The 24895-nt window shown below is 62.7% G+C and carries 17 protein-coding genes; 4 read left to right on the forward strand and 13 right to left on the reverse strand.

What is annotated here, in order from left to right:
* The 8 genes from VJR68_RS09310 to VJR68_RS09345 all read right to left on the reverse strand — a co-directional run bounded on the left by VJR68_RS09310 (position 1) and on the right by VJR68_RS09345 (position 11670).
* Entirely contained in the window at positions 1-183 is a 183-nt protein-coding gene (locus VJR68_RS09310; protein ID WP_324147394.1) for a hypothetical protein, read from the reverse strand.
* Between the two features lie 56 nt (positions 184-239).
* Positions 240-3131, reverse strand: a complete 2892-nt coding sequence (locus VJR68_RS09315; protein ID WP_324147395.1) for a TonB-dependent receptor — start codon at positions 3129-3131, stop codon at positions 240-242.
* Between the two features lie 202 nt (positions 3132-3333).
* The gene (locus VJR68_RS09320; RefSeq protein ID WP_324147396.1) at positions 3334-4644 is read right to left on the reverse strand and encodes a HAMP domain-containing sensor histidine kinase; all 1311 of its coding nucleotides are present in this window, start codon (positions 4642-4644) and stop codon (positions 3334-3336) included.
* 25 nt (positions 4645-4669) lie between these two features.
* Positions 4670-5347, reverse strand: a complete 678-nt coding sequence (locus tag VJR68_RS09325; protein ID WP_324147397.1) for a response regulator transcription factor — start codon at positions 5345-5347, stop codon at positions 4670-4672.
* Between the two features lie 130 nt (positions 5348-5477).
* Positions 5478-5762: a hypothetical protein gene (locus VJR68_RS09330; protein ID WP_324147398.1), complete on the reverse strand. Its 285-nt coding sequence runs from the start codon at positions 5760-5762 to the stop codon at positions 5478-5480.
* A gap of 80 nt (positions 5763-5842) precedes the next feature.
* Positions 5843-7270: an efflux transporter outer membrane subunit gene (locus tag VJR68_RS09335; RefSeq protein WP_324147399.1), complete on the reverse strand. Its 1428-nt coding sequence runs from the start codon at positions 7268-7270 to the stop codon at positions 5843-5845.
* On the reverse strand, positions 7257-8468 hold the full coding sequence (locus VJR68_RS09340; RefSeq protein WP_324147400.1) for an efflux RND transporter periplasmic adaptor subunit: 1212 nt from the start codon (positions 8466-8468) through the stop codon (positions 7257-7259). Before VJR68_RS09340 ends, VJR68_RS09335 begins: the two co-directional genes overlap by 14 nt.
* Complete coding sequence (locus VJR68_RS09345; RefSeq protein ID WP_324147401.1) at positions 8458-11670, reverse strand: efflux RND transporter permease subunit; 3213 nt, start codon at positions 11668-11670, stop codon at positions 8458-8460. The genes VJR68_RS09340 and VJR68_RS09345 overlap by 11 nt, the downstream gene beginning before the upstream one ends.
* Before the next feature lie 284 nt (positions 11671-11954).
* Here VJR68_RS09345 and VJR68_RS09350 point away from each other — a divergent pair, with 284 nt between their 5' ends.
* On the forward strand, positions 11955-12872 hold the full coding sequence (locus VJR68_RS09350; protein ID WP_324147402.1) for a LysR substrate-binding domain-containing protein: 918 nt from the start codon (positions 11955-11957) through the stop codon (positions 12870-12872).
* A gap of 256 nt (positions 12873-13128) precedes the next feature.
* Positions 13129-13650 (forward strand): acyloxyacyl hydrolase, encoded by a 522-nt coding sequence (locus tag VJR68_RS09355; RefSeq protein WP_324147403.1) that lies wholly within the window; start codon positions 13129-13131, stop codon positions 13648-13650.
* A gap of 75 nt (positions 13651-13725) precedes the next feature.
* Here the strand turns inward: VJR68_RS09355 and VJR68_RS09360 are convergent, their stop codons facing one another.
* From VJR68_RS09360 to VJR68_RS09380, 5 genes are all read right to left on the reverse strand, one after another.
* Entirely contained in the window at positions 13726-15246 is a 1521-nt protein-coding gene (locus VJR68_RS09360) for a DHA2 family efflux MFS transporter permease subunit (RefSeq protein WP_324147404.1), read from the reverse strand.
* Positions 15247-15469: 223 nt separating this feature from the next.
* On the reverse strand, positions 15470-16699 hold the full coding sequence (locus VJR68_RS09365) for an efflux RND transporter periplasmic adaptor subunit (protein WP_324147405.1): 1230 nt from the start codon (positions 16697-16699) through the stop codon (positions 15470-15472).
* Positions 16700-16726: 27 nt separating this feature from the next.
* A complete protein-coding gene (locus VJR68_RS09370; protein WP_324147406.1) occupies positions 16727-18166 on the reverse strand; it encodes an efflux transporter outer membrane subunit in 1440 nt (479 codons plus the stop codon).
* A gap of 114 nt (positions 18167-18280) precedes the next feature.
* The gene (locus VJR68_RS09375; protein ID WP_414647761.1) at positions 18281-18745 is read right to left on the reverse strand and encodes a MarR family winged helix-turn-helix transcriptional regulator; all 465 of its coding nucleotides are present in this window, start codon (positions 18743-18745) and stop codon (positions 18281-18283) included.
* An 86-nt stretch (positions 18746-18831) separates the two neighbouring features.
* The gene (locus tag VJR68_RS09380; RefSeq protein WP_324147407.1) at positions 18832-19077 is read right to left on the reverse strand and encodes a hypothetical protein; all 246 of its coding nucleotides are present in this window, start codon (positions 19075-19077) and stop codon (positions 18832-18834) included.
* Between the two features lie 262 nt (positions 19078-19339).
* On the opposite strand from VJR68_RS09380, the gene VJR68_RS09385 reads away from it, so the two are divergent.
* Both VJR68_RS09385 and VJR68_RS09390 read left to right on the forward strand, forming a co-directional pair.
* On the forward strand, positions 19340-20152 hold the full coding sequence (locus tag VJR68_RS09385) for a helix-turn-helix transcriptional regulator (protein ID WP_324147408.1): 813 nt from the start codon (positions 19340-19342) through the stop codon (positions 20150-20152).
* A 110-nt stretch (positions 20153-20262) separates the two neighbouring features.
* Positions 20263-24783 (forward strand): DEAD/DEAH box helicase, encoded by a 4521-nt coding sequence (locus VJR68_RS09390; RefSeq protein ID WP_324147409.1) that lies wholly within the window; start codon positions 20263-20265, stop codon positions 24781-24783.
* The last annotated feature ends 112 nt before the right edge of the window (positions 24784-24895 follow it).

A 24895-nucleotide genomic window follows, 5' to 3' on the forward strand; every position in this document is an offset into this window, starting at 1 on the left:
TCAACGCGGTACGCGCAACGACGAATTGCGCAACGCGTCTTCATGCTGCACTTCATCGTGTGCAGCAATCTCCTCCATATCCAGGGCGCTGTGACGCGGACCATGCATGCCACCCGGCGGGTTGGCGGCGTCCGTACTGCCTTCCTTGTTGATGCTGACGTCGGCGTTGGGTTTGGTGGTCATGCGGAGCTCCAGCGAAGATCCGCGTATTGTTGCATGGGTTCGACGTGGCATACGCATCACAAATGGATGCGTACCCCGGCCGTAAAGGTCTGATCGTAGAACTCCCGCTGGATCGGGCGATTGTCGCTGGACGTTTCCGTAAACCGCAGCTTGGTATTGGTGAGATTCTTGGCGCCGAAGTACACCGAGAACGTGTCGTTAAACGCATAACTCGCGCCGAAATCCAGCGAGGTGCGCGCCGACGAATACTGGTCGGCGTAAACACTCGACGGCGTGCCGTCCGCATTGGTGTACAGCGGGCCGCCTAGCGCAAAGATGTTCTTGCTTTCGTAATACGCACCAAGGTCCATGCGCAACCCGCGATACTCGTAGGTCAAGGAAAAGTTGGCCGTATCGCGGGAGGTGGACGGCAGCGGCGAATACACGCCGGGATGGATCTGGATACGGGAATCGACGTAGGTAAAGTTGGTATTCACGCCCAGCCCACTGAGCGCGCCCGGCAGCCAGCGGAAGCGGTCTGTGTAGGCCAGCTGCAGGCCGCGCGCAAACGCCGAGGAAATATTTTCGTAGCCGTTGAAGGTGACCAGGGTACCCGGCGCGAATACATCCAGGATGCCGGCCGGATTGGTGATCGTCTGCACCGACGCCAACGGCACGATGTAGTTGGTCAGCTCCTTGTCGAAAAAGCCGGCATACGCCAGGCCGCCTTCGGGCAGGTAGTACTCGAAGGACGCATCGATGTTGTCGCTATAGGTAGGCTTGAGTGCCGGATTGCCTTGCGACACCGTATCGTTGACGTCGTCCACCTGGGTAGCGGGCGTGACTTGCTGGAAGCCTGGGCGGGCGATGGTTTTGGAATACACCACGCGGCCGATCAGATCCGGCTGGAAGCTGTATTTCAACTGCAGCGAAGGAAATACGTTGCCGTAGTTGCGCTGGATGATGTTTGGCGAATAGCTGACCAGATTGCCATTGTTGGTCACGACATTCAGGCCTTCATAGCGCGCCCGCGTCGCCTCGTAGCGCACGCCGCCGAGAATGCTGAGCTTCTCCACCGGCTGGAATTGATACTCCGCGTAGCCGGCGAAGATGTTTTCACGGTCGCGCGCCTGCGATTGCAGATCGGCGAGAAAATCGTTTGCCGTGTTTTCGGCGAACGCACCGGGATTGCTGTTGAGCAGATTGATGAGCGTTTGCGGATTGATCAGCGGACCAATGTTGTAATGGCCGTTGTAATACGTGATCGGCCCGCCCTGCACGGCATCGGACAACAGCACGGCTGGCGGGTTGTAGTCGTAGCTGGCTTGCGCGCCATGGCGGCTGCGCAAACGCGCGTTCACGCCGAACTTGATGAATTCGTCCGTGCTGGTGGAAAACCAGTGCGTCGGCACGGTGACGTTGTCGCCGAGGTTGTATTCCTGATCGTGGTCGTGCTGCGTGCCGGCGCTGTAGTCGCTCAAGGTGTAGCCGCTGGGATTGGCCGGATTCTGCCCTTGCAGAATGCTGTAGCTGGGCACGTTGGGACGGGTGATGTTGTCGTAGGCGATGAGCGCCTGGCCGGAGCCGTCCGCGTTGTTCGGATTCGGACTGCCATTCACGAACGTTGCGTTGTAGTTGTACGGCATGTTGTAGGAGCCGATCGACATCGCCAGGTGGTAATCGGTGCGCCAGCTGTGGAAGTCGTTCTGGCCGCCGAGCATGGCCACGCGCGAATCGATAGTTTCCTTTTCATGCTGGTTGCCGCGTTGGTAGCTGGCGTCGTCGATCAATCCGTTCGGATTGTTGGGATCGACCGCCGGCGCACCGGCGAAGTTGAAGATCAGGTTGTCGCGGCTCTTGCGCTCGGTGTAGCCGGCATCGAAGTAGCGCGCGTACCACTTGTTGTCTTCATCCGGCTGAAAATCGAATTCCACGCCGTAACCGAGGCGCGTGCGCTGATAGTTGTAGAAACGCTGGTCCAGTGCCGCAAAAGCCTTATCCGGCACGCCTGCGCCCTGTTGATCGACGTAGCCTGCTTCGACGTCGTCGATGCCGCGATGGTCCTGGTAATAGTTGACCGTGCCGATCACCGAGAACGGCTTGTAGTTGGCGCTTGGACCAAAGCGCAGGCCACCGGTCATTTCGTAATTGTGGATCGGCGTGTCGCGCAGGTTTTCCAGGCCGGCGCCCAGCTGCAGATCAATGAACTGGTCCTTGTCCTTGGGCATCTGCTTGGAAGTGATCTCGATCGTGCCGCCGAGCGCTTCGGCGTCCTGGTCCGGCAGATTGGTGTTGGTGATGGTGAGCGAGCCGACCAGGCCCGCGGGGATCGAGTCGAACGCCACGGCGCGACCGCCGCCGGTCGGCGAGGCGGTGTTGGTGGGCATCATGCGCACGCCATCGAAAGTGGTGCTGTTGAGATCGGCATCCAGTCCGCGAATATTGACGAAGCGGCCTTCGCCGGTATCCGTTTCCAACGAAACACCGGGCAGGCGGCGCACCGCTTCACCCGCGTTGACGTCGGGCAGCCGTTCGATAGCGGACTGCGGCTGCACGAACACCATGTTCGGCGCCAGTTGCTGTTGCGCGCGCGCCTCCTCATCGGGCGTGGCGGCGGCGATCACGCGGACCTGGCCCAGCGATTTCACGTCGTTGCCCACGATGAAATTCTCGACCGCCGGCGCGCTTTCGCGCACGGTGATCTGCCGTTCCAGCTCAGCCTGCCCCGGCATGCTGATCACCAGCGTGTAAACACCCGGCACCACGTTGTCGAGGCTGAAATTGCCGTTGCGGTCGGTGGTGGCGCTGCGTTGCGCTTCGCGCAGCTCCACTTGTGCGCCGGCCACCGGCGCATGTGTTTTGGCCGTCTCCACGTGGCCATTGACGCCGCTTGGCGCTGCCAACACCACGGTGGGCAATGCCACCACCGCCAAACCCAGGGCCATACGACACGCACGTGCAAGAGACATCGCTTTTTCCTCGCTGCTGACTGCCCGTGGGCGGCCTCACCCGGACCGCCCACGAAAGCCACCAACGTAGGTGGGTGCGATGACAGCGAGAATGCAGCCACTATACGAATTCGTAAGCTTCAAGCTGAATGGCCATTCGCAGGCTGGGATGACAATCCCGGCTTTTTCTCGAATTCCCCGAATGCTGGGATGTCATCCCAGCCTACGTGAAGCGCATTTCGACAGCTAATCCGGGCTGGCGATCCGCCAGGTGCAGCGGAATGCGGTGCAATTGAGCAATCGCTGCTACCAGCGCCAGGCCAAGGCCGCTGCCCGGCGAACTGCGGCTGCTATCCAACCGCACGAAGCGATTGAACACGCGCTGGTGCGCTTCCGCCGGAATGCCGGGACCGGTGTCCTCGATACAACCGACGACACCTTGCATGGTCTGCATCAGCGACACGGTGATGCGTGTTCCCATTGGCGTGTGATGAATCGCGTTCTCGATCAGATTGGCGAGCATCTGCGTGATGAGCGCGCGGTCGCCTTTGAAGGCGAGCCCTGGCTGGATGTTGGCATCCACGATGCGCCCCGCATCCTCAGCCACCGGCCGGTAGACCTCGGCCATCGACGTGAACAGCTCGGACAGGTCCACGGGCGTAAAGCCTGCCCGGCGCTCACGCGCCTGGATGCGCGAAATGCGCAGCAGCGCGCCGAACGTCGCCAGCACCTGATCGACTTCCACGATGCATCGTTCGATCGTTTGACGTTGCTGCGCGGGCTCGTGTTGTTCGTCGCAAGCCGATTCCAGGCGCTGGCGAAGACGCGTGAGCGGTGTGCTCAGATCGTGCGCGATGTCGTTGGAGACTTGCCGCATGTTTTCCATCAACGTGTGCATGCGCTCGAGCATGCGGTTGAGCCGCGCGGTCAACTGCACGAATTCCTCGCTGCCGCGCTTAAGGCGCAAGGGGCCGGCTTCTTCGCCGGCAACGATGCGTTCGGCGCGTGCACTCAGGCTATCGACCGATTTCACGAACACGTGTCCGGCAATGCCGCCTGATAGCAAAGCGAACAGCATCGCCGCGCCCACGCTCACGAAGAAGTAGCGCCCGAGATCTTCATCGAGTTCGCCGATATCGCGGTTGTCCTGCCCCACCGTCAGCCAATGTCCGTCGTCGAGCGGCGTCACCAGCAGGTCTACTTGCGTGGCGTGATGCGCGTGAATGCCAATGGCATCGCGGATCGGCACGCGTTGCCAACCGGCAGCGGTGGGATGAAACCGCAGATTGCCAGCGATGCGCTGTCCACGCTCATCACTCAGCAAGTAGTAATCGGCGCCTTCCTGCTTGACCGACAGGCGCTGGCGAATTTGCGGCGCGAGCATGCCATCGCGCGCCGCTTCGCGCAGGCTCGCGGTTTCTATCTGCACCGCCGTGCGCATTTGATCCGCGACGTAGGCATGAATTTCACGCCATACCAGGCCGAACAGACCGGCGACCACGCAGGCGAACAGCATCGCCTGCAAGATGGCCATGCGAAACGTGGCCGTGCGGACAAAGCTAATCGGGCGCACGCAGGCAATATCCGGTGCCGCGGATGGTGTGCAGCAACGGCACGGCGTAACCGCGATCGATCTTTGCACGCAGGCGGCTGATATGGGTTTCCACCACGCTGGTTTGCGGATCGAAATGAAATTCCCATACGTGTTCCAACAACATGGCGCGCGTCACCACCTTGCCGGCCTGCTTCATCAAATATTCGAGCAGGCGGAATTCGCGCGGCTGCAATTCAATCGGCTGCTGCGCGCGGCTCGCCTCACGCGTGCGCCGATCCAGCTGCAGATCGGCCACGGACAGGCGCGCATTCGCATCGAGTGCCGGCAACCGGCGTGCCAACGCGCCGATGCGTGCCTTCAGTTCGCTGAGCGCGAAGGGCTTGCCCAGGTAATCGTCCACGCCGGCTTCCAGGCCTTCCACACGTGCATCGCACTCGCCCAGCGCCGAAAGCATCAGCACCGGCGTCTGCTTGCCCTCCGCACGCAGCTGACGCACCAGCGAGACGCCGTCGATATACGGCAGCATGCGGTCGACCACCAGCAGATCGTAGTCACCGCTCTGCGCCAGCTGCCAACCCGCCGAACCGTCGTGCGCGCAGTCGACAGCCTGCACCGTGCCGGCAAGGCTGGTTTTCAAATAGGCGGCCGTTTCGAGATCGTCTTCCACCACCAGGATCCGCATGTCACCTCCCGCGCTTGCGATGCGGTCGGCACCGAGGCGATGGTGCGGTGCCGGCGACCCGGTTGGGGTAGCGCGTCGGCAAGTGTGGCGCGCGTATCGCGGCAACTTGATGACAATGGACTGCGCTGAATCAGAGCATCCTTAAGAGAAGCGTGCCGATCTGTGCTGCCCGGTGCGCAGCCCAGCTTCTCCACTCATCAGAGACATGCGGATGGCGGGAAGATTCCGCCCATACTTCCTGCGCGATGGTCAATGCCTCGACATCATCGGCCTGGTAGAGCGGGTCGCTCTCGTCCATGCGCGGAATCGCACCCGTCGTGGCGGAGGGAATCCAGCGCATGGGCGCCATGTCGTAGACCGGGGCAAGTGTAAGCTGTGCGGAGCCATTGTCCGCGGGTAGCAGGAAGGAAAGCATGAGTAGGTTGGGGCGCGAACCCCAACGTCCTGACCTCGATATGCATGGCGATGATAGGGTTCGCACCCCAACCTACGCGGCTATTTCTGGGCCAGCTGGTCGGCGGACCAGCCGCCGCCCAGGGCGCGGATCAGATGCACGCTGGCGCGCAGGCGTTGCGTGTCCAGATCGAGCAGGCCGCGCTTTTCCTGCAGGGCGACCGTTTGCGCCTGCACCACATCCAGGTAGCTCACCGCGCCTTGTTTGTATTGCGACATGGACAGATCGAGCGCGTGCTGCGCCGCGTCGGCGGCATCTTTCTGATTGGCGCTGGCGGTGCCGAGGTGATCGAGCAGCGCGAGGTTGTCCTGCACCTGCTGGAAGGCGCCGAGCACAACGCCGCGGTAAGTGGCGCCGGCTTCGTCGGTCTTCGCCCTGGCGGCTTCGATGGTGGCCTTGCGGTAGCCACCATCGAATAGATCCAACGCCAGCGTCGGCCCCAGTGCCCAGATGCGGTTGCCGGCGGTGAGCAAGTTGGCCCAGCCGGTGCTTTGATAGCCGCCTTGCGCATTGAGGGTGAGCGACGGGAACCAAGCCGCGCGCGCCACGCCGATGCCGGCGTTGGCGGCAGCAACGCGGCGTTCGGCTGCCGCGACATCGGGTCGGCGCTGCAGCAGCGTGGAGGGCACGTCGAGCGGTACCACCGGTACCGGTACCGGCTCAGTACGCGCCGGCAGGCTGAAGTTGGCGGCGTTCTCGCCGACCAGCACAGCAATCGTGTCCTGCATCAGCGCGCGTTGGGCAAGCGTCTGCGACCACTGCGAACGCGCATCGGAAAGCTGCGTCTGCGCGCGCGAGACGTCGAGGCCGGAAACGATACCGCCGCCATGCAAGGTCTGCGTGAGCTTCAGCGCTTTCTCGTAGGCCTGGATGGTTTGCTGCAACAGCTCGATCTGCTGATCGAGACCACGCAGCTGCATGTAGCTGTCGGCAAGTTGGGCTTGCAAGCTCAGCTGCGCGGAAGCGAGATCGGCTTGCGCAGCAAGCGCATTGTCGCGGCCGGCTTCGACCGTATTGCGCACGCGGCCCCACAGGTCGACTTCATAACTGGCCTGGGCGCTAACGCTGTAGCTGTCGTAATCGGCCGGCGCGGAAGGATTGCGCACCGGCGGCGCGTGATCGGACTGGCGCTGGCGTACGCCGTTGGCTCCCGCGCTGAGCTGCGGAAACAGCCCGGAGCGTGCCTGCAGCGCGAAGGCCTGGGCCTGCTGGTAGTGCGCCAACGCAGCCGCCAGGTCGGCGTTGTTTGCCAGCAACTTGAGTTGCAATGCATCCAGTTCGTCTTCGCTATACAACTGCCACCAGCTCTCGCGCGGCAGCTGATCCGAAGGTTGCGCGTTGATCCACGGCCCGACGTCGCGATACGTCTGCGCTGACGGCGTCGCTGGCGGGTGATAGGCCGGTGCCAGCGAGCATCCGCTCAGCGTCGCCGCGATCATCACGACAAGGAGAGACTCACGCTTTTTCATGCGGCTTGGCCGTTGTGTCTTCGGTGGCAAGTTTCATGTCATCCGTGGCGAGCTTGACGGCGTCGCCATCCTTGATGCCATCGGGCGGGCTGTCGATCACGCGATCCTCGGCGCTAAGGCCGCTGCCGATTTCCACCGTCTTGCCGTAGTCGAACAGGATGCTCACCTTCTTGAAGGCGACTTTGTCGCCGGCGCCCACCGTCGCCACGCGCAAACCGGCATTGTCGAAAATCAGCGAGCTGGCTGGCACGCGCAGTGCGGTCGTGTCCACCGGCAAGTTGAAGCGCACGTGTGCAAAGGCGCCGGGCATCAGCGTGTTGTCGGCATTGTCGACCTGCAGCTGCACCAGCGTGGTGCCGGAGGTGGTGTTGACCGCATTGGCTGTTGCGACCACCTGCGCATGGAATTCGCGGCCCGGATATTCCGGCACGACCAGCACGGCACTGCTGCCGGGACGAACCGACGGCGCGTAGCGTTGCGGTACCTGCACGTATACGCGCAGCTTGTGGATGTCCGACACCACGAACAACTCCGGGCCGGTGCCACCGCCCGAATTGATCAATGCGCCGACGTCGGTATCGCGCGCCGTCACTACGCCATTGAACGGCGCGACGATGCGTGCAAACGCCTTGGCCGCTTCCAGGCGATCCACGTTCGCTTGCGCGGCTTTCATCTGCGCCAACTTGGCGGCATAGTCGGCGGTGCGCTGATCCACATCCTGCTGTGCGACCGAGTCGCTGCTCAACATCGCTTGCCAACGCTTTGCGGTCACGGCAGCCAGATCGGCATTTGCCTTGGTACTGGCGAGATCGGCACGCGCTTGCTGCAGTTGCTGATCGAGTTCCGGCGTGGAAATTTCGCCGAGCAGTTCACCCGCTTTTACGGGCGTGCCGATATCGGTTTTCCATTCTTTCAAATAACCGCTGACCTGCGCGTAGATCGGCGCGCGTGTATAGGCCTGCAGCTGACCGGGAAGATCCAGCACCGGACCGGTTTTGCCGAGTTCCGGCGCCACCACGCTGACCGTGGGCACGGCCTGTTCCTGCGTCCAGGTTTTCAAGGTATTCGCTTGCGTGGCGCGCGTAATCAGGCCGATCACCACGACGGCAGTCAGGACCACAGCGATGACGATGCCTGTAAGGCGCAGGCCGCGCTTGGACAGCTTCTGTGAGGGATGGATGCTTGCTTCAGACGACATAACCAGGTTCTCCGGAAGCGCGAATGGCTTTGGACGCATGGCGTCCATGGATGATGCTGAACACCACGGGCACGAACAGCAGCGTCGCGCCGGTGGCGAAAATCAAACCGCCGATCACCGCACGGCCGAGCGGTGCGTTCTGTTCGCCACCTTCGCCCAGCCCTAAGGCCATCGGCGCCATGCCGATGATCATCGCCAGCGCAGTCATGCAAACGGGACGGAAGCGGGTGAAGCCGGCTTCGAGTGCGGCCAGCGTGGCATCGCCGTGTTCGGCCAGACGCTCGCGACAGAAGCTCACCACCAAAATCGAGTTGGCGGTCGCCACGCCCATGCACATGATTGCGCCGGTGAGCGCCGGCACCGACAGCGGCGTATGCGTGGCGAACAGAATCCACACGATGCCGGCCAATGCCGCGGGCAACGCGGTGATGATCACAAACGGATCGCTCCACGACTGGAAGTTCACCACGATCAGCAGATAGATCAGCACCACGGCGCCAAGCAAGCCGAACAACAAGCCCGAGAACGCGCTGTTCATGGTCTGCACCTGGCCGAGCAGCACCACGTGCGAACCCTTGGGTTGCTGGCTGACACTGCTGTCGATCAGCTTCTGCACGTCCGCCGCGACGGCGCCGAGATCGCGATCCTGCGTAGCCGCGTAGATCTGCACCACTGATTGGATGTCGTATTGATCGATCACCGCATTGGTGTTGTTGCGCTTGAGCGTGACCAGGCCGCCAAGCACCTGCGATTGTCCATTGCTGCCGTTGATCGGCAGGTTGCGCAGCTGTGCCAGGCTGTCGAGTGCGTATTGCGGCGTCTGCATCACGATCGGGTACGACACGCCATTGGCCGGATTGAGCCAGAACGTCGGCGCGACCTGGCTGGAGCCGGCCAGGTTCACCACCAGGCTGTTGGTGACGTCGCGCTCGGTGATGCCGAGCAATTGCGCCTGCGTGCGATCGACGTTGACGTCGAAAGCCGGATTGGCTTGCGATTCCTGGATACGCGCATCGACCACGCCGGGAATGCGCTTGATCTGGCCCAGCAAAGTATTCGAATAAGCAAAATTGGCTGCCAGATTGGGGCCGCGAATCTGCAGATCGATCGGCGCCGGCGAACCGAAGTTCAGGATCTGGCTGACGATATCCGCCGGCGGAAACGAGAACGTGGCGCCGGGATACAGGCGAGGCAGCATTTCGCGCAGCTTGCGCACGTATTCGGCCGTGGGTCGGTGACCTTCGTTGAGCGCGATCTGGATGTCGCCATCCTGCTCGCCGACCAGGCCGGTGTTGTTGTACGTCGTGTTGATACCGCTGCCGGACACGCCGATGTTGTCCACTACCGTGCCCAGGTCTTTGGCGGGGATCACGTCGCGCACCGTGTTCTCGATCTTGTTGAACAGGTTGGCGGTTTCTTCCACGCGTGTGCCGACCTGTGCGCGCACGTGCATCAGGATCTGGCCGCCGTCCACGTCAGGGAAGAAGTTGCGGCCGAGAAACGGCACCAGCAGGAACGACACCAGCACGAAGGCGAGAAAACCGAGCACGAATGGCCGCCGATGCGCCAGCGCCAGATCGAGCATGCCGTGATAGGTCGTCCGGATGCGTTCGAAGCGCGCTTCGAACGCGCGCTGGAAACGCACCAGCGGATTGCTCGACGGCGGTGGCGCCGCATGCGTGCCTTGACTTTCGACACCATGCGCATCGACAGAAGGCGCATGCGGCTTCAGCAGGAACATCGCCATCGTCGGCACCAAGGTGCGCGAGAGGATGAACGAGCACACCATCGCAAACATCACCGCTTCCGCCATCGGCACGAACAGGAAGCGCGCCACGCCTTCCAGGAAGAACATCGGCACGAACACGATGCAGATGCACAGCAGCGACACGAACGCCGGCGTCACGATCTGCTTGGCGCCGTCGATGATCGACGTTTCCACGTCCTTGCCGTGCTCAAGATGCCAGTTGATGTTCTCGATGGTTACGGTGGCATCGTCGACCAGGATGCCGACCGCCAGCGCCAGGCCACCCAGCGTCATGATGTTGAGTGTCTCGCCAAACGCGGACAGCAGCGCGATCGCACCGAGAATCGCCAGCGGAATCGATACCGCGATAATCACGGTGGAGCGCCAGCTGCCCAGGAACAACAGGATCATCAAGCTGGTGAGTGCCGCTGCAATCACGCCTTCGCGCGCCACGCCGCTGATCGCCGCGCGCACGAACAGGGATTGGTCGCCGATGGGCGTGACCTTGAGGTTGTCCGGCAGGATGCCCTTGCTGTCGGCCAGGCGCTGCTTGATGCCGGACACGATCGCCAACGTAGATGCCGAACCGTTCTTGAGAATGCTCAACAATACGGAACGATTGCCGTCCACGTGCACGATATTGGTTTGCGGCGGTGCGCCGTCGCGCACGTGCGCCACGTCGCGAATGTAGATGGTGGTGCCGTTGACCTGCTTGATCGGCAGATTGCCCAGCTCGTTGATGTCGGACGGCGAGTTGTTGAGGTTGAGCGTGTATTCGAACGTGCCGATCTTCTGCGTGCCGACCGGGATGATCAGGTTCTGCGCCGCCAGCGCATTGGCCACGTCCTGCGCCGACAAACCGCGCGCCTGCAGCGCCGCGGAATCCACGTCGATCTGCACCTGGCGCGTTTTGCCGCCATACGGATAGGGAATGGCCGCGCCCGGCACCGACACGAGCTGCGGACGCAGGATGTTCTGGCCCAGGTCGCCCAGGTTCTGCTCGCTCAGGCCTTTGCCCGACAGCGCCAATTGCAGGATCGGCACGGTGGAAGCGTTGTAGTTGAGGATCAACGGCGGCGTGATGCCCGGCGGCAGCTGTTTGAGCATCGTCTGCGACACCGCCGTGACTTGCGCATTGGCAGTGGCAATGTTCACGCCGGGCTGGAAGAAGATCTTGATGATGCCGTAGCCGGCGATCGACTTGGCCTCGATATGCTCCACGTCGTTCACCGTGGTGGTGAGCACGCGTTCAAACGGTGAGGCAATGCGACCGGCCATCTGTTCCGGCGGCAGGCCGGTGTACGTCCACACCACCGCGATGACCGGAATCTTGATGTCCGGAAAAATATCGGTGGGTGTGCGCAAGGCCGCCAAGGGACCGACGATCAGGATCAGCAGCGCAAGAACGACGAAGGTATAAGGCCGCTCCAGCGCAAGCCGTACGATCCTTAGCATGGGGATGGGCTCCAGGGGTTGTTCGTCCGGGCGACGAGAGGGGCTGCCGATCTTGCGTTGGTTGATTTCTTCCTCGCCGTCATTCCCGCGAAAGCGGGAATCCATGTTGCTTTGATGTGAAAAGCGAAGATGGATTCCCGCTTTTCGCGGGAATGACGGCCGGCAAGTTCAAGACATTGCGAGAACGTGTAGCCGCCTGTGGCTAAGGGGAGTCGCCACAGAACGTGAAGATTAGTTGTACGACTTGCTAAGATCGATACAGCAACGCGAATGGCTTGATACGCATGACGAATGATTACCTCGAGCTGCGGCATCTGAAGTACTTCGTCACCGTGGCCGACGAATTGCACTTCGGTCGTGCGGCCGAACGATTAGGCATATCGCAGCCGCCGCTCAGCCAGCAGATTCATGCGCTTGAAACACGCCTGGGCGCGAATTTGTTCGAGCGCAAAGGCCGCGGCATCGCATTGAGCGCAGCCGGCACCGCCCTGCTCCCGCGCGCGCGCACCATTCTTACGCAGGCCGAACGCGCGGCCGAATCCGTGGCGCGTTCGCAGCGTGGAGAATTAGGCGAATTGCATCTCGGGCTGGTGTCGTCCGGCCCGTTCACCGTGGTAGTGCCGCGCGTGCTGGCACGCTTTCGCGAACGCTTGCCCAACGTGCGCCTGCTGATCCATGAAATGGCCACCTCGCAGCAGATCGATGCACTGGAACAGGGTTTGATCGACGTCGGCGTGATCCGTCCCGATGCGTTGCCGGAGAACATCAAGGCGATCGAGTTGTTCAAGGATTCGCTCACCGTGGTGATGCATGCGAGCAATCCGCTCGCCGCCGGTGAAGGTCCCGTCGATATCCATGAACTGGCCGGCGAGGATTTCATCTTCTACCAGCGCCACCTGGGCATGCGGCTGTATGACGAAGTGATCGCGCTGTGCACGCGCGCGGGTTTCAGTCCGCACATCCTGTATGAGGTGCGCGAACTGCCGACCATCATCGGCTTGATTTCCGGTGGTTTCGGCGTGGCGGTGCTGCCCGGTTCGATCCAGCGCGTAAGGGTGGAAAACGTGGTGTATCGCCCCCTGGCGAACACGGAAGCGGCCACGGCCGTGTGGGCCATTTACCGCGACGACGCCAACGACCCGATGGTGCATGCATTCCTGGATATCGCGCAGTGCCTGGCGTCCAAGGGCGTGAAAGCCTGAGATTTTCGCTGCGCCGCCACTGGCATGGCCACGCCGGGCGTAGCCATGGTCGTCCACGGCCTAAGTACCGCAGACGTGGTATCGAAGGTTGTGGGTGCCGATATTTGCTTACGCATCGCTGACGTTTTCCCGTACCGCTCTATCGGTCAACACTGTGTTGCCCGAAATGACACAAATATGGCTGGCGGCTTATCTTAATCATTTGTAAACTTTCGAGTACATAAACGCACTTCCTATCCCCCACATAGGTTCACTCATGCGCATGCATCCCCTTACCCGCGGCGCCGCTGCTGTACTGATGTTTGCTTTACCGGCGCTCCCCGCCATGGCGGCCCGCTTCGAACTGCAAGGCGGCGTCAGCTTCATGGACAGCTACAGCACGCCTGCCGCGTTCGGCGAAGTGATCTTCGACGAGCACCCCTTCGGCAGCAGCAACTTCACCTGGGCACCCGACATCACCGCCGGCTGGATCAGCGGCCGCGACTTGAAGCGCTTCGACGGCGGCCGCTACACCACCCGCGACGACATCGGCCTGGTTGGCGCCGGCGTACGCATCCACTACGGCCCTGCCGATGCGTGGTACCGCCGGCTCTTCATCAGCGAGCAGCCGTCGGTACATACCGGCCGCACGGAAGCACTGAGCAGCGCCTTTGAATTCGCCACCACGGTGGGTTACCAGGGCGATCACTGGAGCATCGGCATTCGCCATATTTCCAACGCCGGCATCCATGAGCCGAACCGCGGCGAGACGATGGCGCTGGTGGGTATTGCGTTCTAAACAACGCTATCAATGCATAAAGCAACGGCCCCTTGCGGGGCCGTTGTTGTTTTCAGGATCGACGGGCGGGCCATATCAATGCCCGCCACCGCCTGCCCCGGCTTTCGCGCCAAACGGCGGCTTGGCCAGCCAGATCACCACGATCAGCGACAGGAAGATCCATCCCAGCACGTAGAAGATTTCGTTGAAGGAAATCTGCAGCCCTTGTGCACTGATCGCTCCGTTCAACGTCGCCAAGGTCGTCTGCGCATCGCTGCTTTGGCTGAGCGCCTGCTGCGCCGTCGGGTTGTACGGCGTGATCTGTTCGGCCAGCTGCGAGTGATGCAACACGGCGCGGCGTTCCCACATGAAGCTGGTGAGCGAAGCGGCAAAGCTGGCGCCGACGGTGCGCAGGAAGGTCGCCACGCCACCGCCCGAAGCAAGTTCATGCGGCTGCAAATCAGACAGCAGGATGGTGGTGACGGGCATGAAGAACAGCGCCACGCCCAAGCCTTGCAGCAACTGCACGCTGGCGATGTGGTTGAAGTCCACGCCGATATAGAAGTCCGAACGTATGAAGCAGGTCACGCCCATCACCACGAACGAGGCCGCGGTAAGCATGCGCAAGTCAAAGCGTGCTGCATAGCGACCGACAAACGGCGTGAGGATCACCGGCAAGATGCCCAAAGGCGCCGCCGCGAAACCGGCCCATGTCGCGGTATAGCCCAGGTTGATCTGCAGCCACTGCGGCACCAGCAGGTTGATGGCGAAGAACGCGGCATACGCCAGCACCAGCGAAATGGTGCCCATGCGGAAGTTGCGGTGGCGGAACAGTTTGAGATCGACGATCGGTTCCTTGTCGGTCAGTTCCCAGATCAGGAATACCGCAATCGCGATCGCCGAAATAATCGCGGTAATGACGATGAAGTTGGAATTGAACCAGTCTTCGTCGTTGCCTTTGTCCAGCACCACCTGCAGTGCACCGATGCCGATCACCAGCGTGACCAGGCCGACGTAGTCGATCTTCGGCCGTGAGGTGACCACTTCGCGCAAACGCATCTGGTTCGCCACCACGAAACTGGCGAAGATGCCGATCGGCACGTTGATGAAGAAGATCCACGGCCAGGAATAGTTGTCCGTGATCCAGCCACCGAGAATCGGGCCGGCAATTGGCGCCACCACCGTCACCATCGCCAACAGCGCCAACGCCATCGGTCGCTTGTTGGGTGGATAGATGCCGATCAGCAAAGCCTGCGTCACTGGATACATCGGACCGGCCACCGCACCTTGCAGCGTACGAAACACGATCAGCATGCCCATGCTCTGCGCGATGCCGCACAGGAACGAGGCGATCGAGAAGGCCAGCGTGGCCCACACGAACAGTTTCACTTCGCCGAAGCGGCGCGTGAGAAAACCGGTGAGTGGCAGCGCGATGGCGTTGCTCACCGCGAACGAGGTGATCACCCAGGTGCTCTCGTCGGAGCTCACGCCGAGATTGCCGGCGATGGTCGGCAGCGACACATTGGCGATGGTGGTGTCCAGCACCTGCATGAACGTGGCCAGCGACAAACCGATTGTCGCCAGGACCAGGTTGGGTGGACGGAAATGCGTGCTCATGGAATGTCACCTGCAAACTGTGCGCATAGCTAGCCCCTCTCGCCGCGGACCTCAACCCGTCATTCCAGCGAAAGCTGGAATCCCGTGCCTTTAGACCCAAAATCGCTGGATTCCAGCTTTCGCTGGAATGACGAGCAAGAGTTTTCGGCGCTTGAAAATCTTAAGTTCGGAGCATTGCTTCCAAAGGGACAGGGGAGACGAAGTGCTTCACGGTTCCTGCAAATCAGTGCGCCTTCGCCATCGGGTCTTCGCCCTTGGCATTCACCGCCTGTCCCATGTTTTCGTGAACGATCCGCTCGATCTGCGCATTCGCATCGGCGAGCTGGTCTTTGTAGACGTCGGTGCTGAAGCGCGGCTCGGTACGCGCCGATTGCGCCAGCGTCGGGCCGCTCTGGTCGTGCAGGTTCACGTCGGTGGTCATCGACATGCCGATGCGCAACGGATTCTTGTCGAGCTGCGACGGATCGGTGAACACCACGCGTACCGGAATGCGCTGCACGATCTTGATCCAGTTGCCGGTGGCGTTCTGCGCCGGCAGCAGCGAGAACGCACTGCCCGTGCCCACGCCGAGACTTTCCACCTTGCCCTTGTACTTCACTGAGCTGCCGTAGACGTCGGAGGTGAGTTCCACCGGCTGGCCGATGCGCATCTGCGTGAGCTGCGTTTCCTTGAAGTTGGCATCCACCCACACCTGATGCAGCGGCACGACGGCCATCAGCGCGGAACCCGGCTGCACGCGCTGGCCCACCTGCACGGTGCGCTTGGCGACGTAGCCGGTGACCGGTGCCACCATGGTGGTGCGCACGTCATCCAGATACGCGGAGCGATATTGCGCGGCAGCGGCTTTCACGTCCGGATGCGAGGCGACGACGGTGTCATCCACCAGCACCTGGTTGGTCTGCAACTGCTGTTGCGAGGTCGCCAACGCGCTCTGTGCTGCCGTCAGTGCATCGCGTGCGTGCGCCAGTTCCTCGGCGGAGATGGCACCGGACTTGGCGAGATTGCGGCGGCGGTTGTAGTCGTCCTGCGCTTTCTGCAACGCGACCTTTTCCAGCGCAACCTGCGACTGCGCGCCGGTGACAGTGCTGTACAGACCACGCACGCGGCGCACGGTATTGGCGAGATTCGCCGTGGCGCGCTGCAGGCCCACGTCGGCGTCGGAGCGATCAAGCTTCACCAGCACTTCGCCCTGCTGCACCATGTCGCCGTCATCGGCGGTGATGCTGACGACGGTACCGGCGATGCGCGGCGTGATCTGCACGATGTTGCCGTTGATGTAGGCGTCATCGGTACTTTGGTACCAGCGCCCGACAATGAAATACCACGCCGTCCATGCGATGGCGGCGAGCACGATCACCACCAGCAGCAATCGCAGCAGGAAGCCACGCCGGTTGTTGGCCGGCGGTGCCTGCACGGCGGACGTGTCGGCGGTGTTGGGGTTCGGACTGGACATGGGAGCTGCCTCAGAAACGGATGGGGATTACTTGGAGGAAAGTTGGGTATCGGCCTGCGGTTGATAGCCGCCGCCGAGTGCCTGGATCAATTGCACGTTGAGATCGGACTGCTGCGCATGCAGTGCGGCCATGCGCTGCTCGGCGGCGAGCAGTTCCTGGCGTACGCTGAGCGCTTCCAGGTAGTTGCCGATGCCGGCCTTGTAGCGTTGTTCGGAGAGCGTCCATGCATCGTTCGCCGCCTCCAGCGCGCGTTGCTGCGCGGCGATCTGCGTCTGCAGCGAGGCCACGGCGTCGTAGTCGTCGGCCACTTCATTGACGGCGGATACCAGCGTCTTGTTGTACTGCGCGACGGCGAGGTCGTACTGCGCATCCTTGCTGTTCAAGTTGGCGCGACGGCGGCCGCCATCGAAGATCGGCAGGCTGATCGCCGGCGCCACTTCGTAGAAGCGATTCTTCAGCGTGAACAGATTGGCGCCGCCGAAATTGATCAGGCCTGCCAGCGCGCCGATGTTCACGTTCGGCAGAAAGTCGGTCTTGGCCGATTGGATGTCTTTGCTCGACGCTTCCACGCGCCAGCGTGCCGCGACGAGATCGGCGCGATGGCCGACCAGATCCACTGACAGATTGCCTGGCACGGCCAACGCGGCTGGCGGCAACAATTGCGGACGGGCGATGTCGAGGCCGCGGTCAGGGCCTTTGCCGAGCAGCACCGACAACGCGATACGCGCTGCATCGACGGCGCGATCGGTTTGCGCCTTCTGCCCTTCCGCGCTGGCGACTTCCGAATCGCTCTGCTTCAGCTGCATCTGGTTGTCGATACCGGCGGCGACGCGCTGGCGTGTGAGGTCACGCGCTTCGCTGGCGCGCTTCAATTCCGCTGTCGCGACGTCCTGCTGCGTGTAGGCATAGCCGAGTTGCACATAGGCGCGCGCGACATTGGTGGATAGCTCGATGCGCGCGGCTTGCGCATCGACTTCGGCGGCGCGTTGCTGGCCGAGGGCTGCTTCCCATGCATCGCGCTGGCCACCCCATAGGTCCAGGTTCCATTTGAAGCTGGCGTCGGCGTATTTCAGAGCGCCGACGTGGCCGGTGCCAAAGACGGGAACGGATTTGGGAATGAACGCTTCGCCGATGCTGCCGCCGACGTTGACGGTTGGCTTGCGCGAAGCATCCGCCGCACCGGCGGCGGCCTGTGCCTGGCGCGCGCGTGCATCGGCTTCGGCCAGGCTGGGGTTGTCGCGCAGGGCTTCGGTGATCAGCGCGCTGAGTTGGGGATCGCCCAGCCCGCTCCACCAATCCTGCTTCGGCCAGGCGGCGTCGGAGACCTGCACGTTCGCCAGGCTGCGGTCGGCCTTGAGCGACGACGCATCGGTCAGCGTGCCGTTCGGATGCAGACCGCCAGGGGTCGCGCAGCCGGCCAGAGCCAACGTAAGTACGACAGCAGCCGCAACAGTTTGCAGACGCATGGCTTTCAATCTCGGTGTGGGGTGTTTGTAGGCCGGGATGGCAATCCCGGCATCGGTGGAGTTGGTGGAAGCCGGGATTGCCATCCCGGCCCGCTCGCTACAGGTCGTCCATGGCTAACTTCGGTTCTTGTCGCGCAAGGCGTGCAGCACGCGGCCCAGGTAGTCATGCAGGCGCTCGCGCTCGACGTCGCTCAAGGAGTGTTGCGCCGCTTCCAGGACACGGTCATTGCAACTGGTCAGTTGCTGCCACAGCGCGTTGCCGGCCTCGGTCAGTTCGATGCGCAGCGCGCGCCGGTCCTGTGCGTGCGGCCGGCGGCGCAGATAACCCCTGCCCTCCAGCTGGTCGAGCTGGCGCGTCATGGCGCCACCATCCAGCTCGACCGAACGGGCCAGCTCGGTGGCCGTCATCGGCCCGAGCATGGCCAGCCGCTTGAGCATCACGAACTGGATGTAGCGAAGGTCCATGCCTTTGGCGGCGATTTCCGCCTCCATGCTGCGCACCAGTTCGACGCGAACCAGGTTGATCAGCAGGCCAAGGCTTTCCTGGCTGGTGGGAGTAACGAGCGGTCCGGTGTTCATGGCCGCGTATTCTATTGCCTCCAGAATATTTGTCAAGGCAAATATGTTTTGGGCACCTTTTGTTTTGGCAAATTGACAGAAATGGATTACTTCACGAGTTCGGCCAGCTCGTCATCCAGCCAGGCCTTGAGGGCCGGATCGCGCAGTTCGAACAGCTGGAAGACGCCCAGCGCGCGCAATGCGGGCAACTGCGCCAGCAGGCGCGGCTCCATCGCCCGGCGCACGGCCTCGGGTGTGGCGGGGTCCAGCATCTGGTGTGCACAGGCAACGAACGTCTCCAGCGGAGACCGCGAAACCTCGGATTTCAGGGAAACCAGTTGAAGCGGGGACATGACCTTTCCTTCTCAGTGCAGCGCGGATCGCTCAATAGACGGACGAACGAGGCGTGCCGTGACAGACATTTGCGCGCGCCCAACCAGGGGCCTGCGCGCCTGGCGCAGTCATGGCACAGCCCCCTGGGTTGGATCGGATAGCCGCGAGCGGCGGCAGCGGCGTGGGTGGACCGGCACCATCGGCCAGTCAGTGGAGGAAGCTTAGGCAAAGCCGATGACAAGCTGATAACGTTATTTGGTCAAATAATGTCGAGATTCGGCCATGCAGCGGACCAAGCAGGAGCTTTACGAACTGATCGAGCGGCTGGATGGCCCGGCCCTCATCGCCTATTGGGACGACGGCGAAGCCTTCAGCGAATACACCCAGGAAACCAAGCAATACGACTGGCACAGCCATGCGCGCGGGCAGTTCTTCTGCGTGGAAAGCGGGCTGGTGCATATGCACACCGCGCACGGTTCCTGGCTGTTGCCGCCGCATCGCGCCGGCTGGATGCCGCCGGGCGAGCTGCACAAGGTCAGCATCAACGGGCCGTTGACCGGCTGGGGCGTGTTTCTGCATCCGGACGTCGCGCATTGCCTGCCCGAACGGCCCGGGGTGATCGGCGTGAATCCGCTGATGCGCGAGCTGGTGCATCGCGCCAGTTCCTGGACCTGGAATCCGGAGCTGACCGAGCGGCAGGAACGCGTGATGGGCGTGCTGCTCGAAGAAATTCGCGCGGCGCCGCTCGAGCCGCTGCATCTGCCGATGCCGATCGACCGCCGCCTGCTGCGCATCGCGCATGCCGTGCTGGAGCAACCCCACGACAATCGCAGCCTGGAAGAATGGGCCGCCTGGGCCGGCCTTTCCGCGCGCACGCTCAGCCGCCTGTTCCGTGCCGAAACAGCGTTGAGCTTCGCGCAGTGGCGCCAGCAGGCGCGGCTCACCAAGGGTCTGGAGCAATTGGCCGAAGGCCTGCCGGTCGCCACGGTCGCCGATGGGTTGGGCTATGCGAGCACGAGTGCCTTCATCGCGATGTTCCGCCGCTGTTTCGGCCACTCGCCGGCGCGGTACTTCGGGCAGCGTGCGATGGCCTAGCGCGTCTCATCCTTTGCGACAGGGGGCAGCGAGCATGCTTTTACGCCGGCGAATCACCCCTATGTCATGATCGACGAGCCTTGAGCCCGTGCGACCACGGGTTACCTACGATGCCTCTGCAGAACTTCCATCCCGCGGTTGCCGCCTGGTTCGGCAATACGTTCCCGGCGCCAACGTCCGCGCAGGCCCAAGCGTGGCCGCAGATCAGGGCAGGGCGCCACACGCTGGTTGCCGCGCCCACCGGTTCGGGTAAAACGCTGACCGCCTTTCTTGCCGCCATCGACCAGCTGGTGCAGGAGAGCGTGGCCCGCGGCGGCACGCTGCCGGACGAAACACGCGTGGTGTACGTGTCGCCGTTGAAGGCGCTGTCGAACGACATCCACATCAATCTGGAAGCGCCGCTGGAAGGCATCGGCATCGAGCTGGAAAAACTCGGTCTGCCCGATGCGCCCATCCGCACCGCCGTGCGCACCGGCGACACGCCGCAAGCCGAGCGCAATCTGATGCGCAAGGCGCCGCCGCACATCCTGGTCACCACACCGGAATCCTTGTACGTGCTGATGGGTTCGCTATCCGGCCGCGAGATGCTGAAAAGCGTGCGTAGCGTGATCGTGGACGAAATCCATGCGGTGGCGACAAGCAAGCGTGGCGCGCATCTGGCGTTGACGCTGGAGCGGCTGGAAGCCCTGTGCCAGCGGCCGTTGCAGCGGATTGGTCTGTCGGCGACGCAGAAGCCGATCGAGGACGTAGCTCGGTTTCTCGTAGGGGAGGGGACTGGTTTTGCTCCCTCTCCCCTGCGGGGAGAGGGCTGGGGTGAGGGGCGAACCTCGCCGGAAGCTGAAAAAGAGCCACAGCCCTTTACTACCGACCTTTTCGCAAGAGCCGCCGCTCACCCCAACCTTCTCCCCGAAGGGGAGAGGGAGCAGGAGTCCTCAGGCGAAAGAGAAACGAACTGCACCATCATCGACGTCGGCCACACGCGCGCCCGCGACCTCGCCATCGAAGTGCCACCGGTGCAGCTGGAAGCGGTGATGTCCAACGACACCTGGGACCTGGTCTACAACCAGCTCGCGCAACTGGTCGAGCAACATCGCACCACGCTGGTGTTCGTCAACACGCGGCGCATGGCCGAGCGCGTGTCGCGGCATCTGTCCGAACGCCTTGGCCATGAGGCTGTCGCCGCCCATCACGGCAGCCTGGCCAAAGAGCAGCGCCTGGACGCCGAACAACGCCTTAAACGCGGCGAACTGAAAGTGTTGGTCGCCACCGCGTCACTGGAACTCGGTATCGATATCGGTGACGTCGACCTGGTATGCCAGCTTTCATCGCCACGCTCCATCGCGGCATTTCTGCAACGCGCGGGCCGTTCCGGTCACGCGGTGAATGGCACACCGAAAGCGCGTCTGTTTCCGACCAGCCGCGATGATCTGGTCGAATGCGCGGCGATGCTCGATTGCGTGCGTCGTGGCGAACTCGACACCCTGGTACAGCCGCCGCAACCGCTGGACGTACTGGCGCAACAGATCGTGGCCGAAGTAGCGTGCGCGGAATGGGACGAAGATGCGCTGTTCGATCTGGTGCGTCGCGCATATCCGTACCGCAGCCTGCCACGCGATACCTTCAATGCGGTGGTGCGCATGCTCGCCGATGGTTTCAGCACGCGCCGCGGTGCACGTGCGGCGTATGTCCATCGCGACGCCGTACATCATGAATTGCGTGCTCGGCGCGGTGCGCGACTCACCGCCGTCACATCGGGGGGCACCATTCCTGACACGGCCGACTACCTGGTCGTGCTGGAACCGCAGGCGACCATCGTCGGCACGGTGAATGAAGACTTTGCCGTCGAAAGCCTGGCCGGCGATATCTTTCAGCTGGGCAACACCAGCTATCGCATCGTTCGCGTGGAGCGCGATCGCTTGCGCGTGGAAGATGCGCAAGGCGCGCCGCCGAGCATCCCGTTCTGGTTGGGCGAGGCACCGGGACGCAGCAACGAATTGTCGGTGGGCGTATCGCGTTTGCGTGAAGAAATCGCTGCACGTATCGATGCCGGTGGCGTGCAAGCGGCGTTTGACTGGTTGCGCGACGTTCTCGGCTTGAACGAATCCGCCGCGCAGCAGATCGTCGAATATCTTGCCAAGGCCAAGGCCGCGCTAGGTGTAATGCCGACACAATCCACGCTGGTGTTCGAGCGTTTCTTTGACGAATCCGGCGGCACCCAGTTGGTGATCCACACGCCATGGGGCAGCCGCATCAACAAGGCGTGGGGCCTGGCCTTGCGCAAACGCTTTTGCCGGCAATTCAATTTCGAATTGCAGGCCGCCGCGACCGAAAACGCGATCGTGCTGTCGCTTTCCACCAGCCACAGTTTTCCGCTGATCGAAGTAGCGCGTTACCTGCACAGCAACACCGCCGAACACGTGCTGATCCAAGCCCTGCTCGATGCACCGCTGTTTCCGGTGCGCTGGCGCTGGAATGCCGTGACCTCGCTTGCCCTGCCGCGTTATGCCGGCGGCAAGAAAGTGCCCGCGCCCTTGCAACGCATGAAGAGCGAGGACCTGCTCGCCACCGTCTTTCCCGACCAGGTTGCCTGCCTGGAAAACATCGTCGGCGAGCGGCAGATTCCCGATCATCCGCTGGTGAACCAGACCTTGCACGATTGCCTGCGCGAAGCGATGGACGTGGATGGACTGCTGGATGTTTTGAAGAACATGGAATCGGGCGCGATCACCGTGGTCGCGCGCGATCTCACCGCCCCCAGCCCGCTCGCCAGCGAAGTGCTCAACGCCGCGCCTTACGCGTTTCTCGACGATGCGCCGCTGGAGGAACGCCGCACGCGCGCGGTGCAAACGCGTCATTGGAATGGCATCGAAGATACGGACGATCTGGCCAAGCTGGATCCGGAAGCGATTGCGGCGGTGCGCAGTGAAGCATGGCCGGACGTGCGCAGCGCGGATGAAATGCACGAGGCGTTGAATGTGCTCGGGTTCGTCACGGAAGAAGAAGCTTGCGCGAATGAAAGTTGGCTCGATTGGCTGCACAAGCTCGCCAAAGTGCATCGCGCCACGCAGCTCACGCGACGGCAAGAAGAAGGATCGGCTTCGCGCGACATTTGGATCTGCGCCGAAAAACTGCCCATGTGGCAGGCCGTGCACGAACACACCGCACTCAATCCATCCATCACCGCTCCCGCCGAATACGCCGCGCAAACCTGGACCCGCGAAGACGCTTTGCTGGAACTCGCGCGCGGCCGCCTCACTGGCCTGGGTCCCAGCACCGCCACCGCTCTCGCTGCGTCCATGCAGGTGGAAAGCACCGACATCGACCTCGCCCTGATCCGCCTGCAATCCGAAGGCTACGTGATGCAGGGTCACTTCTCGCCGGATGCCAACGACACCGAATGGTGCGAGCGCCACCTGCTTGCGCGCATCCACCGTTACACCATCGGCCGCCTGCGCCGCGAAATCGAACCGGTCAGCCGCCGCGACCTGATGCGCTTCCTGCTCGAATGGCAGCACACCACACCGGGCACGAAGCTCAGCGGTCCGGATGCGCTCAGTGGCGTACTGCATCAATTGGAAGGCTTCGAAGCCGCGGCTGGCGCGTGGGAAGGCGAGTTGCTGGCGTCGCGCATCGAGGATTACTCCAGCCGCTGGCTGGATGAACTTTGCCGCGCCGGCCGCGTCGGCTGGAATCGCCTGCGCAGCGGTGGTGGCAGCAATGGCCCGGTGCGCGCGACGCCGATCGTGTTGCTGCCGCGTCGGCAATTGCCAATCTGGACAGCCCAGGCCGATGGCAACCAGGAGCAGGAACCGCTGCTGTCGTCGCGTGCACAAGCCGTCGCTGATGCATTGACCGCACACGGCGCCTTGTTCTTCGACGAACTGCTCGACGCTGCACATTTGCTGCGTACCGAGCTGGAGGATGCACTGGGCGAACTGGTTTCTGCCGGGCGTGTCACCTCCGACAGCTTTGCCGGCCTGCGCGCGCTGCTCACACCTGCCGCCAAGCGCGAATCGTCGCGGCATCGCCGCGTGCGCAGGCATAACTTGAGCGAGATCGAGGATGCCGGCCGCTGGTCGATGGTGCGCAAGCTGCCCACAACCATGTCACCACGCAGCGAAACACCCGCCGCCGTGGACGATCCGGTCGAGCACATCGCGCGCGTGTTGCTGCGCCGCTACGGCGTCATCTTCTGGAAGCTGCTCGAGCGCGAAGCCCCGTGGCTGCCTTCGTGGCGCGAACTATTGCGCGTCTACCACCGCCTCGAAGCCCGCGGCGAAATCCGCGGCGGCCGCTTCGTGGAAGGATTGGTCGGCGAACAATTCGCACTGCCCGAGGCAATCGCCCATTTGCGCAGCATCCGCTTGCGGCCACCCGAACAAGTACGCGTCACGCTCAGCGGCAGCGATCCTTTGAACCTGGTCGGCACCGTCCTCACCGGCGATCGCCTGCCTGCCTTGGCTGGCACGCGCGTGCTTTACGAAGACGGCATGCCGGTCGCCGCATTGGTCGCCAACAAGCCGCAGTGGTTGATGGAAGGCGATCTTGCGCAGCAGCGGCGGTGGTACAACGCGCTGTTGCGGCGGCAAGAGCCGGATGGGACTAGCGATGTAGCATACGCCCATCGTTGATGGCGGATACTCAATCAGTCGCATTGACCAGCCCCGAAGGTGTTCAACTAAGGCCAATGCTTTACTGCGGTGAGTATCTGGTTTCACTCGGCGACACAGGTCGAACACTCCA

Origin of the sequence: Dyella sp. (assembly GCF_035277725.1) — a bacterium.
Classification (GTDB): domain Bacteria; phylum Pseudomonadota; class Gammaproteobacteria; order Xanthomonadales; family Rhodanobacteraceae; genus Dyella_B.